The organism is Streptomyces sp. NPDC007907 (genome assembly GCF_042959365.1).
GTDB classification, from domain to species: Bacteria; Actinomycetota; Actinomycetes; order Streptomycetales; family Streptomycetaceae; genus Streptomyces; species Streptomyces indiaensis.
The window spans coordinates 563,352-579,532 of the sequence record NZ_JBIBKR010000003.1 but is presented as its reverse complement, the minus strand read 5'-3'; the positions used below and the strand labels follow the sequence as shown (position 1 = coordinate 579,532).

Below are 16,181 nucleotides of genomic sequence, written 5' to 3'. Positions count from 1 at the left end.
CCCGGTCCCGGTACCTCGCCGGCGTGCGCGCCCCCGCATGCCGCGCGCTTCCGGGATCTCCCCTCCCAGCCGGAGCCCACCATGAGTGAACCCCCTGGCGCCACCGTCACCCTCCCCGGGGCGCGGGCCGCCGCCGAACCGCCGAAAGCCGTCACCGCCCAGCGCGTTCTGCCGCTACGGCGGCCGGGACGCTGGATCGCCACCGCGGTCGTCCTGGTCCTGGCGGCCCAGTTCGTGCACGGTCTGGTCTCCAACCCCTTCTACCAGTGGGACCGCTTCGGCTACTGGTTCCTGCGGCCGGCCATCCTCGACGGGCTCCTCATCACCCTCGAAGTCACCGTCTACAGCGCGGTGCTGGGCCTCGCCGGCGGCATCCTCCTCGCGCTGGCCCGGCTCTCCGGGAGCCCGGTGCTGCGGGCGGTCAGCTGGCTCTACGTCTGGGCGTTCCGCTCCGTCCCGCTCATCGTGGTGCTGATCTTCCTCTACAACTTCAGTGCGCTGTACAAGACGTTGAGCGTCGGTGTCCCCTTCGGACCGGCCTTCTTCTCCTTCGACGAGTCGAAACTCGCCACGGACATGGTCATCGCGGTCGTCGGGCTCAGCCTCCACGAGGCCGCGTACGCCGCCGAAGTCGTCCGGGGCGGCATCCTCTCCGTCGACCAGGGGCAGCACGAGGCGGCCTCCGCGCTCGGCCTGCCCAAGGGCTACCAGTTCCGGAAGGTCGTCTTTCCGCAGGCGCTGCGCTCCATCGTCCCGAACTACGTCAACCAGCTCATCGGCCTGATCAAGGGCACCTCGCTGGTGTTCTACGTCTCGCTGCTCGACCTGTTCGGCGCCGCCCAGACCATGGGCTCCACCTACCCCGGCGACATCGTGCCGCTGCTGCTGGTCGTCACCGTCTGGTACCTGGTCCTGACCAGTGTCGTCTCCGTCGTCCAGTTCTACGTCGAGCGGCACTACGCCCGCGGTGCCACCCGCAGCCTGCCGCCGACACCGCTGCAGAAGCTCCGCGCCGGCCTCGCCGGCCTGCGGGTCCGCATCCGCCAGGAGGCCGCCGTATGACCGCCACAACGCATCGAGCCCCGGCGGACACCGAAGCCGCCACCGTCGAGATCCACGACGTGCACAAGTGGTACGGCACCCACCGGGTCCTGGACGGTGTCGACCTGACCGTCCGCCCCGGGGAGGTCACCGTCATCCTCGGCCCGTCCGGATCCGGCAAGTCCACCCTGCTGCGGGTCGTCAACCACCTGGAGAGGCCCGAGATCGGCCACGTCAGCATCAACGGCGAGCTGATCGGCGTACGGCGGCAGGGCGAGCGGCTGAAGGAACTGAGCGAGCGGGCCATCCTCACCCAGCGCAGCCGGATCGGTTTCGTCTTCCAGAACTTCAACCTCTTCCCGCACCTGACGGTCCTGGACAACGTGGCCGCCGCCCCGGTCGCCACCGGGAAGCTCGGCAAGCCCGAGGCCGTGGAACTCGCCCGCGAACTCCTCGGCCGGGTCGGCCTCGCCGACAGGACCGGCGCCTACCCGCGCCAGCTCTCCGGTGGCCAGCAGCAGCGCGTCGCCATCGCCCGCGCCCTCGCGCTGCGCCCCGGCGTCATCCTCTTCGACGAGCCCACCTCCGCCCTCGACCCGGAACTGGTCGGTGAAGTCCTGGCCGTCATCAAGGACTTGGCGACCAGCGGAACCACCCTCCTCATCGTCACCCACGAGATCGGTTTCGCCCGCGAGATCGCCGACCGGGTCGTCTTCATCGACGGCGGCAGGATCATCGAGCAGGGCCCGCCCTCCGAGGTCCTCGACAAGCCCCGGCACGAGCGGACCAGGGACTTCCTCAGCAAGGTCCTCTGACCGCCGCCCCCTCGACTTCCCCCCACGCCACCCGCATCACTCCCCGCATCACTTCCCCACCGACAAGGAACGGCCATGTCTGTCCACTTCACCCGACGCAGCCTGATACGCGGCATCACCGCGGCGACCGCCGTCGCCACCCTGGCCACCGGGCTCGCCGCCTGCGGTGGCGACAGCGACGCGGCCACCACGACGAGCGACAGCGCCGGCACGGTCACCGTCGGCCGGCTGTCCAACGGCGCCGCCGAGGAGACCACCCTCAAGGTCTCCGAGGTCAAGTCCATCAGCGCCCAGCTGCCCGACGCGATCAGGAAGAGCGGCAAGCTGGTGATCGGGTCCGGCACCCTGCCCTCCGGCTCCCCGCCGCTGGGCTTCGTGGGCAGCGACCAGAAGACACTCACCGGCTCCGAGATCGACCTGGCCAGACTGGTCGCGGCCGTCCTCGGCCTGGAGCCCGAAGTGAAGCGGTTCACCTGGGAGAACCTCTTCGTCGGCATCGACAGCGGCAAGGTGAACGTCGGCTTCTCGAACATCACCGACACCGAGGAACGCAAGAGGAAGTACGAGTTCGCCTCCTACCGCAAGGACGACCTCGCCTTCGAGACACTCAAGTCCTCGAAGTTCGCCTTCGACGGTGACTACGAGGCCCTCGCGGGGAAGACCGTCTCGGTCGGCGCGGGCACCAACCAGGAGCGGATCCTGCTGGGGTGGAAGGACAAGCTGGAGGAGGAGGGCAAGAAGCTCACCATCAAGTACTTCCAGGACAACAACAGCCTCTACCTGGCCCTGAACAGCGGCAAGATCGACGCCTATCTGGGCCCCAGCCCCAACCTCGCCTACCACGTCACCCAGACGGAGAAGACTCCCGACGCGACCAGGATCGCGGGCCAGTACTCCGGCGCCGGCGCGAGCCTCCAAGGGCTGATCGCGGCCACCGCGAAGAAGGACAGCGGCTTGGCCGAGCCGCTCGCCGACGCCATCAACCACCTGATCGACAACGGTCAGTACGCCAAGTGGCTCGCCGCCTGGAACCTCTCCAGTGACGCCGTCACCAAGTCCGAGGTCAACCCGCCCGGGCTGCCGCTCGACAACTCCTGACCCGTTCCTCATCAGCCGTACGCAGCGTCCCGCGGACCGCCGATCCAGTACGGACCTCCAGGAAGGCAGCCTCGTGTCCTCAACTCCCGTGTCCTCTCTGCACCTTGCCGTCGCCCTCGACGGCACCGGCTGGCACCCGGCCTCCTGGCGCGAGCAAGTCGCCCGGCCCCGCGACCTGTTCACCGCCGGATACTGGGCGGACCTCGTCGCCGAGGCCGAGCGCGGCCTTCTCGACTTCGTCACCTTCGAGGACGGACTCGGTCTGCAGTCCTCGCACTACGGCGAGCCGGACGGCCGCACCGACCAGGTCCGCGGCCGTCTGGACGCCGTCCTGACCGCCTCCCGCGTCGCACCCCTGACCCGGCACATCGGCTTGGTGCCCACCGTGATCGCCACCCACACCGAGCCGTTCCACATCTCCAAGGCCATCGCCACCCTCGATCATGTGAGCACCGGCCGGGCGGGCCTGCGGGTGCAGATCAGCGCCCGGCCGTACGAGGCCGACCACTTCGGCCGCCGCCGCTTCCCGCCGATCAGCCTGGAGGAGCTGCGGACCCCGGCCGGACAGGAACGGCTCACCGGCCTCTTCGACGAGGCCGCCGACCACGTCGAGGTCGTGCGCCGGCTCTGGGACAGCTGGGAGGACGACGCCGAGATCCGTGACGCCGCGACCGGCCGCTTCATCGACCGCGACAAACTGCACTACATCGATTTCCAGGGCAAGCACTTCAGCGTCAAGGGCCCTTCCATCACCCCACGCCCACCGCAGGGCCAGCCGGTGGTCACCGCCCTCGCCCACCAGACCGTCCCGTACCGGCTGGTGGCCCGCCAGGCCGACGTCGGCTACGTCACCCCGCACGACGCCGGGCAGGCCCGCGCGATCGTTGCCGAGATCCGCGCCGAACAGGAGGCAGCCGGACGCGCCGGTGAACTGCTGCACGTGTTCGGCGACCTGGTGGTGTTCCTCGACGACGACCGGGCAGCGGCAGAGGACCGGCGCGCACGCCTCGACGCGCTCGCGGGCGAGCCGTACGACAGCGACGCCCGGGTCTTCACCGGCACCTCCTCCCAACTCGCCGATCTGTTGCAGGAACTGGCGGGAGAGGGACTGAGCGGATTCCGGCTGCGGCCCGCCGTCGCCGGACACGACCTGCCGGCCATCACCCGCGGCCTGGTTCCCGAGCTCCAGCGCCGGGGCGCCTTCCGCACCGCCTACGAGGCCGACACCCTGCGTGGCCTGCTGGGCCTGACCCGCCCCGCCAACCGCTACGCCACCGCCTGAGCCGGAGGGACCGCACCCACCATGAGCAAGCCGCTGAAGCAGATCCATCTGGCCGCGCACTTCCCCGGCGTCAACAACACCACCGTGTGGAGCGACCCGCAGGCCGGCAGCCACATCGAGTTCAGCTCCTTCGCCCACTTCGCACGCACCGCCGAACGCGCCAAGTTCGACTTCCTGTTTCTCGCCGAGGGCCTCAGGCTGCGCGAACAGGGCGGGCAGATCTACGACCTGGACGTCGTCGGCCGCCCCGACACCTTCACCGTCCTCGCCGCGCTCGCCGCCGTCACCGAACACCTCGGACTGACCGGCACCATCAACTCCACCTTCAACGAGCCCTACGAGGTGGCCCGCCAGTTCGCCAGCCTCGACCACCTCTCCGGCGGCCGTTCCGCCTGGAACGTGGTCACCTCCTGGGACGCCTTCACCGGTGAGAACTTCCGCCGTGGCGGCTTCCTGCCGCAGGAGGAGCGCTACTCCCGTGCCAAGGAGTTCCTGGCCACGGCGAACGAGCTGTTCGACTCCTGGCACGGCGACGAGATCGCCGCCGACCAGGCCGCGGGTGTCTTCCTGCGGGACGCGAAGGCCGGCTCCTTCGTCCACGCCGGTCAGCACTTCGACATCCACGGGCAGTTCAATGTGCCCCGCTCACCCCAGGGCCGCCCGGTCGTCTTCCAGGCCGGTGACTCCGAGGAGGGCCGCGAGTTCGCCGCGTCGAGCGCCGACGCCATCTTCAGCCGGTACGCCTCCCTCGAGGAGGGCCGGGCGTTCTACACGGACGTCAAGAACCGCCTCGCCAAGTACGGCCGCTCCCACCGCGATCTGCTCATCCTGCCCGCCGCCACCTTCGTGCTCGGCGACACCGACACCGAGGCGGAGGAGCTGGCCAGGGAGGTGCGCCGGCAGCAGGTCAGCGGCGCCACCGCCCTCAAGCACCTGGAGTTCGTCTGGAACCGTGACCTGTCGACGTACGACCCGGAGGGGCCGCTGCCCGACATCGACCCGGACGTCGGCGACGAGCACATCTCCCAGGGCCGCGCCCAGGTGCGTATGTACCGCGACCCGCTGGCCACCGTACGCGCATGGCGGGAGCTGGCCGCCGCGCACGACTGGTCCATCCGGGACCTGGTCATCAACACCGGCAACCGGCAGACCTTCGTCGGCTCGCCGGCCACCGTCGCCCGCACCATCAACGACTTCGTCCAGGCCGATGTGTCCGACGGCTTCATCCTCGTCCCGCACATCACCCCCGGCGGGCTGGACCCCTTCGCCGACAAGGTCGTACCGCTGCTGCAGGAGCAGGGAGTCTTCCGCACCGAGTACGAGGGCACGACCCTGCGCGACCACCTCGGACTCGCGCACCCGGACGACGTCCGGGGCGAGCGGGTGGCGTCGTGAGGTTCATCGCGATCACCCTGATCGTCCATCGGCCGGACCCGCTCACCGGGGTGCGGAAGCCGACGCACGACCGCTTCCGAGAGGTGCTCGACAGCGCCCTGCTCGCCGAGGAGCTGGGCTTCGACGGCTTCGGCGTGGGGGAGCGGCACGAGCGGCCGTTCATCTCCTCGTCCCCGGCCGTCGTACTCGGCCATGTGGCCGCCCTCACCAAGCGGATCCGCCTGTTCACGGCCGTGACGACGCTCAGCCTGCTGGACCCCGTCCGTGCCTACGAGGACTACGCCACCCTCGACCACCTCTCCGAGGGGCGACTCGACCTGATCATCGGCAAGGGCAACGGCGCCGCCCAACGCGAGCTGTTCCACGTCACACCCGAGGACCAGTGGGACCGCAACGCCGAGAGCTACGAGGTCTTCCGGCAGCTGTGGCGGCAGGACAAGGTGACGGCGGCGACCCGCTTCCGCCCGCCGCTGACGGACGCCGAGGTGTGGCCACGGCCCTACCAGCAGCCCGTCCGGGTCTGGCACGGCAGCGCCACCAGCAAGGACTCCGTCGACCTGGCAGCCCGCTACGGCGACCCGCTGTTCTCGGCGAACGTCACCCACCCCGTCGAGCCGTACGCCGAGCTGACCCGCCACTACCGGGAGCGGTGGCAGCACTACGGCCACGACCCGGCCGGCATCGCCATCGGCGCCGGCACGGCGGGCATCCATGTCGCTCCCACCTCACAGGAGGCACTCGCCGCGTACCGGCCGGTCTTCGAGGCCGACCTCGCCTTCTCCAGGAAGGCGGGCCTGCCGGTGGTCTTCGAGACCCTGGAGGACTTCGTCGCGCGCAGCTCGGAGCTGATCGGCAGCCCGCAACAGGTCGTCGACAAGGTGCACCGCTACCACGAGCGGCTCGGCCACACGGTCGTCCACCTGCACGCCGACGCGGGCGGGCTGCCGGAATCCCGGCACCGCGCCTCCCTCGAACTGTTCCAGTCCGAGGTCGCCCCCGTGCTGCGCCGCGAGATCCCCGACCCGCCGTTCGCCTGGAGCCCCGTGCTTCCGGCATCACCGATCACCCAGGAGCCCGCCCGTGCCTGACATCTCCCTCGGCGTCCTCGACCTGGTCCCGGTCTCCTCCGGATCGACGGCAGCCGACGCCCTGCGCAACTCCATCGACCTCGCACAGCAGGCCGAACGCCTCGGATACGCCCGCTACTGGTTCGCCGAGCACCATCTCAATCCCGGCGTGGCCGGCACCTCACCCGCCGTCGTCCTGGCGCTGACCGCGTCCGCCACCTCCACCATCCGGCTCGGCTCCGGGGCCGTGCAGCTCGGGCACCGCACGGCGCTGTCCACCGTGGAGGAATTCGGCCTGCTCGACACCCTGCACCCGGGCCGCTTCGACCTGGGCCTGGGACGCTCGGGCGGCCGCCCGCCGGGACAGCCGGCCGCACCGCTGCCCACGGCGACCCCCGTCGTCGACGGCCGCACCCCGAACGGCCTGCGGATCCCGCCCCGCTTCTCCTTCGAGCACCTGCTCGGCTCACCTCGCATCGCGCTGCAGCGCAGGCTGCTCCTGCTGCCGGGCGCCGAGTCACAGGACTACGCCGAGCAGATCGACGACATCCTCGCTCTGCTGGCCGGCACCTACCGCTCCCCGGAGGGCGCCGAGGCACACGTGGTGCCGGGGGAGGGCGCCGACCTGGAGCTGTGGATCCTGGGCAGCAGCGGCGGCCAGAGCGCCGAGACGGCCGGCTCCAGGGGGCTGCGGTTCGCGGCGAACTACCACGTCAGCCCGGCCACGGTCCTGGAAGCGGTGGAGGGTTACCGGGCCTTCTTCCAGCCTTCCGAGTTCCTCGACAAGCCGCACGTCAGCGTCTCGGCGGACGTCGTCGTCGCCGAGGACGACGCCACCGCCCGTGAACTCGCCGCCGGCTACGGCCTGTGGGTGCGCAGCATCCGCACCGCCGAGGGCGCCCTACCGTTCCCGACGCCGCAGGAGGCGCGTGCCCACACGTGGACCGACGAGGACCGGGCCCTCGTCCAGGACCGCCTCGACACCCAGTTCGTCGGCTCACCGGGCCGCGTGGCCGACCAGCTGGAACAACTCCAGGAGGCCACGGGCGCGGACGAGTTGCTCATCACGACGATCACCCACGACCACACGGACCGGGTCCGCTCCTACGAACTGCTCGCCCGGGAATGGCGCCGACGGGGTCACTCCCTCCAGTCGGGCTGACCCTCGTATGTACACCGCCGAGGGCCGCACGCGACGACGAGCACCGGATCATCCCTTCGTCCGCCGTCGCCAAGCAGCGTCGGACGCCTGGGCGTTGCGCACGAAGAGCTCGTGCAGGTCGCGAACCGCCCGCGGTACGGACGCCGAGGGGCGGCGCTGCAGCACCAGCAGCACGTCCGTCGCATCCCCCGCGAGGGGACGCACGGTGATCGCGCCACGTCGCTCCAGAGGGTCGCCGACGACGCTGAAGTCCGGCAGCACCGTGGCCCCCAGGCCCTCGGCGACCATCAGCTTGCCCATCTCCGCACCGTCGGTGGAGTACGAGAAGGACGGTGACCGGCCGCGGAGCAGCCGGTGCACGAAACGGTGCATGACATAGCCGGACCGCATCACGACCAGCGGCTCGGTCAGCAGGCTGTCCGTGTCCACCGCGTCCAGGGCCGCCAGCGGACTGTCCGGGCGCACGCACACCACCGGCCTGCCGCACACCAGCTCCGTCGTCTCGAAACCGGGCGGCATGTCGTCGCCATGCAGGTAGTTCACCAGTCCCAGATCGAAGGCGCCCTCCAACAGCCCGCGGTGGATGTCCGCCTGCTGCGCGCCGACCAACTCCACCTGCGTGAGCGGATGCGAGGCCCGGAACTCACGCACGGTCGGGATGACCAGCGGCACGGTGGCCGTGTTCACCGTGCCGAGGCGGACCATGCGACTGATGCGGTGCTGGTCGCCGGCCGCGCCGCGCAGCCGGTCCACCGCGTCCAGCACGCTCATGATGTGCGGCAGCAGCTCCCGGCCCTCGTCGCTGATCTTCGCCCCGGTCCGCTTGCGCTCCAGCAGATCCACGCCGAGCTCACGCTCCAGATTCCGCACGGTCTCGCTGAGCGCCGGCTGGGACAGATGGAGTTCCTCGGCCGCGCGCCGCAGCGAACCGAGCCGAGTGACGGCAGCCATGTATTCGAGCTGTTCGATACGCACGCCCTGGAGAGTGCGCTCTCCCGGGGACGGAGTTCAAGGGAATCCCTGTCACAACCTCGTGAATACCGACTCTCAGCATGTGGAATCACCTTCGGGCATTCTTGACCGGCCGGACTCTCCCCTGGTTCGATCGATGGCATGAAGCGACAGGACCTCACGCGGCGACGCCACGTCGACCTTGCGCGTGTCTCCAGCGCCTTCTGTCGCTGTCGGCTCTGAGCGCACCCGAGGGAAACCCTCCCACTCGCTCCCACCGCGCCTTTCTTCCGCGCATTCCGGCTCGGACCCCCTTTCCGTCGTGACGACGGCTTTTTCGTGAACGCCGCTTCAGCGCGCCCGAATTCCGCACAGCCCTTTCGTCGTCCTGCCCTCGCCGCATTCTCCTGCCAGGAGTTCCCATGCCCGTTCCTCCCGTACCCTCCGCAACCCCTGGATCCGACCCCGTCCGCTTCGCCTACTGGGTCCCGAACGTCAGCGGCGGCCTGGTCACCAGCACCATCGAGCAGCGCACCGACTGGGGTTACGACTACAACCGCGAACTGGCCGTCCTCGCCGAGAACAACGGCTTCGACTACGCCCTCAGCCAGGTCCGCTACATGGCCAGCTACGGCGCCGAGTTCCAGCACGAGTCGACCAGCTTCAGCCTCGCCCTGCTGCTCGCCACACAGCGGCTCAAAGTCATCGCCGCCGTTCACCCCGGCCTGTGGCACCCGGGGGTACTCGCCAAACTCGGCGCCACCGCCGACCATCTGTCGAACGGCCGCTTCGCCGTCAACGTCGTCAGCGGCTGGTTCAAGGGTGAGTTCACCGCCCTGGGCGAGCCCTGGCTGGAGCACGACGAGCGCTACCGCCGCTCGGAGGAGTTCATCCGCGCCCTGCGGACGATCTGGACCGAGGACCACGCCGAACTCGCCGGCGACTTCTACCGGGTGCGCGACTTCACCCTCAAGCCCAAGCCGCTCAACACCCCCGAGCGCCCGCACCCGGAGATCTTCCAGGGCGGCAACTCCACCGCCGCCCGCGCCATGGCCGGCCGTGTCTCCGACTGGTACTTCAGCAACGGCAAGGACTTCGACGGCGTCACCGAACAGATCGCCGACGTCCGCGCCTCGGCTGCCCGAGTGGGCCGTACGGCACCGAAGTTCGGCCTCAACGGCTTCCTCATCGCCCGCGACACCGAGGCCGAGGCCCGCGACACGCTCCGCGAGATCGTCGCCAAGGCCGACTCCGACGCCGTTCACGGCTTCCGCGACGCCGTACAGCAGGCCGGCCCGTCCACCGCCGACGGCAAGGGCATGTGGCAGGACTCGAGCTTCGAGGACCTCGTGCAGTACAACGACGGCTTCCGTACGGGCCTGATCGGCACCCCGGAGCAGATCGCCGAGCGGATCGTCGCCTACAAGCGGCTCGGGGTCGACCTCTTCCTCCTCGGCTTCCTGCACTACCTGGAGGAGGTCGAGTACTTCGGCAAGCGGGTGCTGCCCCTGGTGCGCGAACTGGAGGCACCCCGAGCCGGTCGCCGCCCACGCCTGACCGCCGCCCGCCCACGAACACGACGAACCGAAAGGTCCTCCCATGGCCACGATCCTGTCCGTCTCCGGAAGCCCCTCCGCCGCCTCCCGCACCGCCCGGCTGCTGCGCCACCTGGACGAGCGCCTCATCGAGCAGGGGCACGAGGTGATCCCGCTGGACGTCCGCACCCTTCCCGCCGAGGCGCTGCTCGGGGCCGACTTCGGTCACCCGGCGATCGTCCGGGCCACCGCCCTGTTCGAGCAGGCGGACGGGGTGGTGATCGGTACCCCCGTCTACAAGGCCGCCTACTCCGGGCTGCTGAAGTCACTGCTCGACCTGCTGCCCCAGTATGCGCTGGCGGGCAAGACGGTCCTGCCGCTGGCCACCGGCGCCAGCACCGCCCACGTCCTGGCCATCGACTACGCCCTGCGCCCGGTCCTCGCGTCCATGGGCCCCGCCCACATCACGCCGGGCTGGTTCACGCTCGACAAGGACATCACGGTGGGCGAGGACGGCACACCGGCCGTCGCACCGGGCTCGGCGGAGGCACTGGTCCAGGTCACGGACCGGTTCTCCGCCGCGCTGGGCGGCCGTACGACCGTGCTGGCGGCCACCGGATGAGCGGCGCGACCGTCATCGCGGACGACACCGAGGCCCTTGCCGTGGCCGCCGGGCTGGCCGCGGACTTCCGCAAGGGCGCCGCCGAGCGCGACGCACGCCGCAGGCTCCCGCACGCGGAGCTGGAACGGCTGTCAGCCTCCGGGCTGCTCGCCGTGACGGTGCCCGCCGAGTACGGCGGCGCGGACGTCCGTGCGGAGACGCTCGCCGAGATCTTCCGGCTCCTCGCCGCCGCCGACGCCAGCCTCGCCCAGATCCCGCAGAGCCACTTCGTGTACGTCAACGTGCTGCGCCGGCAGGGCACCGACGAGCAACGGGAGTTCCTCTTCGGCGAGGTCCTGGCCGGCAAGCGATTCGGCAACGCCCAGTCCGAGGCGGGCACCCGGCACGTCCAGGACATCCGCACCCGGCTCACACGGCTCCAAGACGGCAGTCACGTCCTCGACGGCGTCAAGCACTACTCCACCGGCGCCCTGTTCGCCCACTGGATCCCCGTCCTCGCCCGCACCGAGGACGACACCCTGCACGTGGCGTACGTGCCGAGCGACGCGCCAGGCCTCACGGTCGTCGACGACTGGGACGGCATGGGACAGCGCACCACCGCCAGCGGAACCGTCCGCCTGGAGGCGGTGCCCGTCCCCGCCGACCGGATCGTGCCGCACCACCTCACCTTCCACGGGCCGCAACTCCACGGCGCGGTCGCCCAGTTGCTGCATGCGGCCATCGACGCCGGGATCGCCGCCGGGGCACTGGCCGAGGCCGTGGAGTTCGTCCGTACGAAGAGCCGCCCCTGGTTCGAGAGTGTCGGCGAGGGACACGAGAGCGCGCCGGAGGATCCGCTGCTGATCCAGCGGTTCGGAGAACTGGCGATCCGGGTACGGGCCGCCGACGCGCTGCTCGCCGCCGCGGCCCGCTCCGTGGACGCCGCCCGCGCCGACCTGACCGACGACACGGCCGCCGAAGCCTCGATCGCGGTGGCCGCGGCGAAGGTGACGGCGGCCCAGGCCGCCGTGGACCTCGGCAGCGCCCTCTTCGAAGTCGCCAGCACCCGCTCCGCGCGCGACTCGCTGGGCCTGCACCGCCATTGGCGCGACGCCCGCACCCACACCCTGCACGACCCGGCCCGCTGGAAGGTCCAGCACATCGGCCGGTACACCCTCAACGGCACCAGGCCACCCCGGCACGGCCTGCTCTGACGAACGCGGCTCCGACGAGCGCAACACCGACGGGCGCTGCTCCACGAGTGCCCAGCGGCGAACACCTGCCCGGCGAAACCCTGGTCCCGCCACCCCCGACCGTCGTCCCTGATCGGAGACCCCTGTGTCCCTCACGTTCCACTGGTTCCTGCCCACCAACGGCGACAGCCGCCATGTCGTCGGCGGCGGTCACGGCACCCCGGCCACCGCCTCCGGGCGGGACCGGCCGCCGACGGTGGCCTATCTGAGCCAGATCGCCCGCGCCGCCGAGGACCTCGGTTTCGTCGGCGCGCTCACCCCGACCGGCGCCTGGTGCGAGGATGCGTGGCTGACCACGGCCATGGTCAGCCAGAACACCGAACGCCTCAAGTTCCTGGTCGCCTTCCGCCCCGGCTTCGTCTCACCGACGCTCGCCGCCCAGATGGCGTCCACGTTCCAGCGGCAGACCGGCGGGCGCCTGCTCCTCAACGTCGTCACCGGTGGGGAGAGCCACGAGCAGCGGGCCTACGGCGACTTCCTCGACAAGGACGACCGGTACCGCCGTACCGGTGAGTTCCTGGATGTCGTACGGCAGTTGTGGGAAGGCAAGACCGTCGATCTGCGCGGCGAGCACCTCCAGGTCGAGGACGCGAAGCTGGCCAGGGTGCCCGACCCGGTGCCCGAGGTGTACTTCGGCGGCTCCTCGCCGATCGCGGGCGAGATCGCCGCCAGGTACGTGGACACCTACCTCACCTGGGGCGAACCGCCGGCGCAGGTCGCCCGGAAGATCGCGTGGATCCGCGGCCTGGCGGCCGAGAAGGGCCGCACCCTGCGCTTCGGCATCCGGCTGCACGTCATCGCCCGCGACACCGCCGAGCAGGCGTGGGCGGAGGCGAACCGCCTCCTGGACGGCTTCGACCCCGAGACGGTGCGGTCGGTCCAGGCCGGCCTCGCCCGCAGCGAGTCGGAGGGCCAGCGGCGGATGCTCGCCCTGCACGGCGGCGGCAGTCGCGACGCTCTGGAGATCCACCCCAATCTGTGGGCCGGCATCGGCCTGGTGCGCGGGGGCGCGGGCACCGCCCTGGTCGGCAGCCACGACGAGATCGCCGAGCGGATCAAGGAGTACCACGCCCTCGGCATCGACGAGTTCGTCCTGTCCGGCTATCCCCACCTGGAGGAGGCGTACTGGTTCGGCGAGGGCGTGCTGCCCCGTCTGGCCGCCCAGGGCCTGTGGCAGCACCCGCACGGGCAGCAGGCGGCTCCCGCAGCCCAGGTCCCCTTCGCCGCCGCGGGGAGTCCGCGATGACCCACTGATCGCCACCGACGGCGAGACGGTGAGCTCATGACGGCCCTGCTCGCGCCCTGCCACGGGCGCACAGGCGTCGACCGGACAGCCGTCGGCCGGATCGCCGCCGAGGCGCTCCGGGAAATCACCCTCGTGATCGCCGAGGACGACGTGCCCGGCATGACCGCGTGGCGCATCGAGGACGACCGTGTCGCCGACGTCCCCCTGACCGGGGGCAACCGGGCGGGCGCGGCCGTCGGGCCGGCGGCGTGGCGTGCGGCGAAGAACGCCCCACCGATGAGTTTGCGCCGGCCGCGCAGTCCACCCGTCGACACGAAGGGAGCGCACCATGCGCAAGATCATCGTTTGCACGTTCCTGTCGCTGGACGGCGTCATGCAGGCGCCGGGCGGTCCGGACGAGGACGCCGAGAGCGGCTTCGAGCACGGCGGCTGGCAGAAGCCGGTGTCCGACGACGAGGTCGGTGCGGCCATCGCCGGCTGGTACGAGCCCTCCGACGCGATGCTGCTCGGCCGCAAGACGTACGACATCTTCGCGGCGTACTGGCCGACCGCCGACCCGGGCAACCCGTTCACCGAGCGGATGAACCGCATGCGCAAGTACGTGGCGTCCCGGACCCTGACGTCCCTGGAGTGGCAGAACTCCACCCTGCTGGAGGGCGACGCCGCCGACGCCGTGCGCGCGCTGAAGGCGTCCGACGGCGGTGACATCAACGTCGTCGGCAGCGGCGACCTCGCCCAGACGCTCATGCGGCACGACCTGGTCGACGAGTACCGGCTGACCATCCACCCGGTGATCATCGGCACCGGCAAGCGGCTGTTCGCCGGCGGAGCGGTCCCCACCGCTCTGGAGCCGGTCAGTGTCACGACGACGAAGAGCGGCACCGTCGTCGGCGTGTACCGCCCGACCGGCAAGCCCGGCTACGACAGCTACTAGGGTCTGTCCGTCGTCATCGCGCGCCGTACACCGGCTCCGGTGGCGTCGCCTCCGCGAGGAGCTTCAGCGCCGTCTCCCCGGCTTCCGCCGGGGACCAGCGGGCGCCCTTGTCCGCCGTGGGGCCGGGGCGCCAGCCCTCCATGACGGTGATGCGGCCGCCCTCCGCCTCGAAGACCCGCCCCGTCACGCCCGCCGAGGCCGCGGAGCCGAGCCACACGACGAGCGGGGACACGTTCTCCGGTGCCATGGCGTCGAAGCCCGTGCCGGGGACCGCCATGGTCTCGGCGAAGGTCGCCTCGGTCATCCGGGTGCGGGCCGCCGGGGCGACGGCGTTGACCAGGACGCCGTAGCGGCCCAGCTCGGCGGCGGCGACCAGCGTCAGGCCCACGATCCCCGCCTTGGCCGCCGCGTAATTCCCCTGGCCGACGCTGCCCAGCAGTCCCGCCCCGCTGCTGGTGTTGACGACCCGGGCCTGCGGGGCACGGCCCGCCTTGGCCTCCGCCCGCCAGTGCGCCGCCGCGTGCTGCAGCGGCAGGAAGTGCCCCTTGAGGTGGACGCGCAGGACGGCGTCCCAGTCGTCCTCGCCGAGGTTCACCAGCATGCGGTCGCGCAGGAAACCGGCGTTGTTGACCAGGGTGTCGAGGCGGCCGTAGGTCCCGACGGCGGTACGGATCAGCGAGGCCGCGCCCTCGGTGGTGGCGACGTCCCCGCCGTGGGCGACCGCCTGCCCGCCCCGGGCGACGATCTCGTCGGCGACCAGCCGGGCGGGACCCGCCTCGCTTCCGGTGCCGTCGAGGCCGACCCCGAGGTCGTTCACGACGACCTTCGCGCCCTCGGCGGCGAGAGCGAGGGCGTGCGCCCGGCCGAGTCCGCGCCCGGCCCCGGTGACGATCGCGACACGTTCGCTGCACAGTCCGGACATGCTGGGTCCTCTCGTCGGACGGTCCCGGGATTTCGGGGGGTCAGTTGCCGGCGGTGGCGGCGTCGAGGAACGCCGGGCGTTCGCCACCGCCGTGGACGAGCAGGCTCGCACCGCTGACGTACGAGGCGCGTGCGGAGGCGAGGAACACACAGGCGTCGCCCACCTCGGCGGGGTCGGCCAGCCGGCCGAGCGGCACCGTGCGTCCCACGGCCTCGATGCCGCTCTCGTCGCCGTAGTGCAGGTGGGACAGCTCGGTGCGGACCATGCCGAGGACCAGGGTGTTGACCCTGACGTCCGGGGCCCACTCCACGGCCATGCTGCGGGCCAGGCTTTCCAGCCCCGCCTTGGCTGCGCCGTAGGCCGCCGAGCCCGGGGACGGACGGCTGCCGCTGACACTGCCGATCATGACGATGGAGCCGCCGCCCGGCTGGGAGCGCATCTGTTCGTAGGCGGCGAGGGAGGCGGTCAGGGGGGTCAGCAGGTTCAACTCGACGACCCGGGCGTGCCGTGCGGCTCCGCCGTCCTCGAGCAGCCGGTACGGCGTGCCACCCGCGTTGTTGACGAGGACGTCCAGCCGGCCGTACTCGCCGCTCACCCGCGCGAAGAACGCGGCGACGGCGTCCGCGTCACGCAGGTCCACCGGAAGGAACCGGGCGGTGCGGCCGGCGGCTTCGACGGGCCGGTCCGCAGGTCGCCGGGCGCAGGTCATCACCTCGGCGCCCGCCTCCAGCAGGGCCCGCGTGACACCGGCGCCCACCCCCCGCGTTCCGCCCGTGACGACCGCGACCCGTCCGCTCAGATCGGTGACCGCTGCCATGAGGGACCTCCCGCGCCGGGCACTGCGCTGCTACCTTCGTGCCTAACAAACGTTTGGTGGAA

Annotated in this window: 15 protein-coding genes and 1 pseudogene; 13 read left to right on the top strand and 3 right to left on the bottom strand. The window is 71.2% G+C overall.

The window, feature by feature from the left end:
• Nucleotides 1-81: 81 nt before the first annotated feature.
• From ACFZDI_RS14045 to ACFZDI_RS14015, 7 genes are all read left to right on the top strand, one after another.
• Nucleotides 82-1,062, top strand: coding sequence for an ABC transporter permease subunit (locus tag ACFZDI_RS14045; protein ID WP_391250361.1), 981 nt, complete (start codon nt 82-84; stop codon nt 1,060-1,062).
• Nucleotides 1,059-1,856, top strand: coding sequence for an ATP-binding cassette domain-containing protein (locus ACFZDI_RS14040; RefSeq protein WP_391250358.1), 798 nt, complete (start codon nt 1,059-1,061; stop codon nt 1,854-1,856). The genes ACFZDI_RS14045 and ACFZDI_RS14040 overlap by 4 nt, the downstream gene beginning before the upstream one ends.
• 75 nt (nt 1,857-1,931) lie before the next feature.
• Nucleotides 1,932-2,954 carry a transporter substrate-binding domain-containing protein gene (locus ACFZDI_RS14035; protein WP_391250356.1) on the top strand — a complete coding sequence of 341 codons (1,023 nt, stop codon included), beginning with the start codon at nt 1,932-1,934 and terminating at the stop codon, nt 2,952-2,954.
• A gap of 73 nt (nt 2,955-3,027) precedes the next feature.
• On the top strand, nt 3,028-4,236 hold the full coding sequence (locus ACFZDI_RS14030) for an LLM class flavin-dependent oxidoreductase (protein ID WP_391250354.1): 1,209 nt from the start codon (nt 3,028-3,030) through the stop codon (nt 4,234-4,236).
• 21 nt (nt 4,237-4,257) lie between these two features.
• On the top strand, nt 4,258-5,631 hold the full coding sequence (locus tag ACFZDI_RS14025; protein WP_391250352.1) for an NtaA/DmoA family FMN-dependent monooxygenase: 1,374 nt from the start codon (nt 4,258-4,260) through the stop codon (nt 5,629-5,631).
• A complete protein-coding gene (locus ACFZDI_RS14020; RefSeq protein ID WP_234749804.1) occupies nt 5,628-6,719 on the top strand; it encodes an LLM class flavin-dependent oxidoreductase in 1,092 nt (363 codons plus the stop codon). Before ACFZDI_RS14025 ends, ACFZDI_RS14020 begins: the two co-directional genes overlap by 4 nt.
• On the top strand, nt 6,712-7,860 hold the full coding sequence (locus tag ACFZDI_RS14015; RefSeq protein WP_234749806.1) for an LLM class flavin-dependent oxidoreductase: 1,149 nt from the start codon (nt 6,712-6,714) through the stop codon (nt 7,858-7,860). The genes ACFZDI_RS14020 and ACFZDI_RS14015 overlap by 8 nt, the downstream gene beginning before the upstream one ends.
• 48 nt (nt 7,861-7,908) lie before the next feature.
• Here the strand turns inward: ACFZDI_RS14015 and ACFZDI_RS14010 are convergent, their stop codons facing one another.
• Nucleotides 7,909-8,835 carry a LysR substrate-binding domain-containing protein gene (locus tag ACFZDI_RS14010; RefSeq protein ID WP_391250350.1) on the bottom strand — a complete coding sequence of 309 codons (927 nt, stop codon included), beginning with the start codon at nt 8,833-8,835 and terminating at the stop codon, nt 7,909-7,911.
• A gap of 138 nt (nt 8,836-8,973) precedes the next feature.
• On the opposite strand from ACFZDI_RS14010, the gene ACFZDI_RS14005 reads away from it, so the two are divergent.
• From ACFZDI_RS14005 to ACFZDI_RS13980, 6 genes and pseudogenes are all read left to right on the top strand, one after another.
• Nucleotides 8,974-9,054, top strand: coding sequence for a putative leader peptide (locus tag ACFZDI_RS14005; RefSeq protein ID WP_361112682.1), 81 nt, complete (start codon nt 8,974-8,976; stop codon nt 9,052-9,054).
• Nucleotides 9,055-9,233: 179 nt separating this feature from the next.
• Nucleotides 9,234-10,358, top strand: a pseudogene (gene sfnG, locus ACFZDI_RS14000) (dimethylsulfone monooxygenase SfnG); the annotation flags it as partial.
• Nucleotides 10,359-10,410: 52 nt separating this feature from the next.
• Nucleotides 10,411-10,968: an NADPH-dependent FMN reductase gene (gene ssuE / locus ACFZDI_RS13995; RefSeq protein ID WP_391251113.1), complete on the top strand. Its 558-nt coding sequence runs from the start codon at nt 10,411-10,413 to the stop codon at nt 10,966-10,968.
• A complete protein-coding gene (locus tag ACFZDI_RS13990; protein WP_391251111.1) occupies nt 10,965-12,161 on the top strand; it encodes an SfnB family sulfur acquisition oxidoreductase in 1,197 nt (398 codons plus the stop codon). Before ssuE ends, ACFZDI_RS13990 begins: the two co-directional genes overlap by 4 nt.
• A gap of 124 nt (nt 12,162-12,285) precedes the next feature.
• Nucleotides 12,286-13,446 (top strand): LLM class flavin-dependent oxidoreductase, encoded by a 1,161-nt coding sequence (locus ACFZDI_RS13985; protein ID WP_391250348.1) that lies wholly within the window; start codon nt 12,286-12,288, stop codon nt 13,444-13,446.
• Nucleotides 13,447-13,774: 328 nt separating this feature from the next.
• A complete protein-coding gene (locus tag ACFZDI_RS13980) occupies nt 13,775-14,380 on the top strand; it encodes a dihydrofolate reductase family protein (protein WP_391250346.1) in 606 nt (201 codons plus the stop codon).
• Nucleotides 14,381-14,393: 13 nt separating this feature from the next.
• Here the strand turns inward: ACFZDI_RS13980 and ACFZDI_RS13975 are convergent, their stop codons facing one another.
• Nucleotides 14,394-15,302, bottom strand: a complete 909-nt coding sequence (locus tag ACFZDI_RS13975; RefSeq protein WP_234749818.1) for an SDR family oxidoreductase — start codon at nt 15,300-15,302, stop codon at nt 14,394-14,396.
• Between the two features lie 40 nt (nt 15,303-15,342).
• The gene (locus tag ACFZDI_RS13970) at nt 15,343-16,119 is read right to left on the bottom strand and encodes an SDR family oxidoreductase (RefSeq protein WP_234749821.1); all 777 of its coding nucleotides are present in this window, start codon (nt 16,117-16,119) and stop codon (nt 15,343-15,345) included.
• Nucleotides 16,120-16,181: the final 62 nt, after the last annotated feature.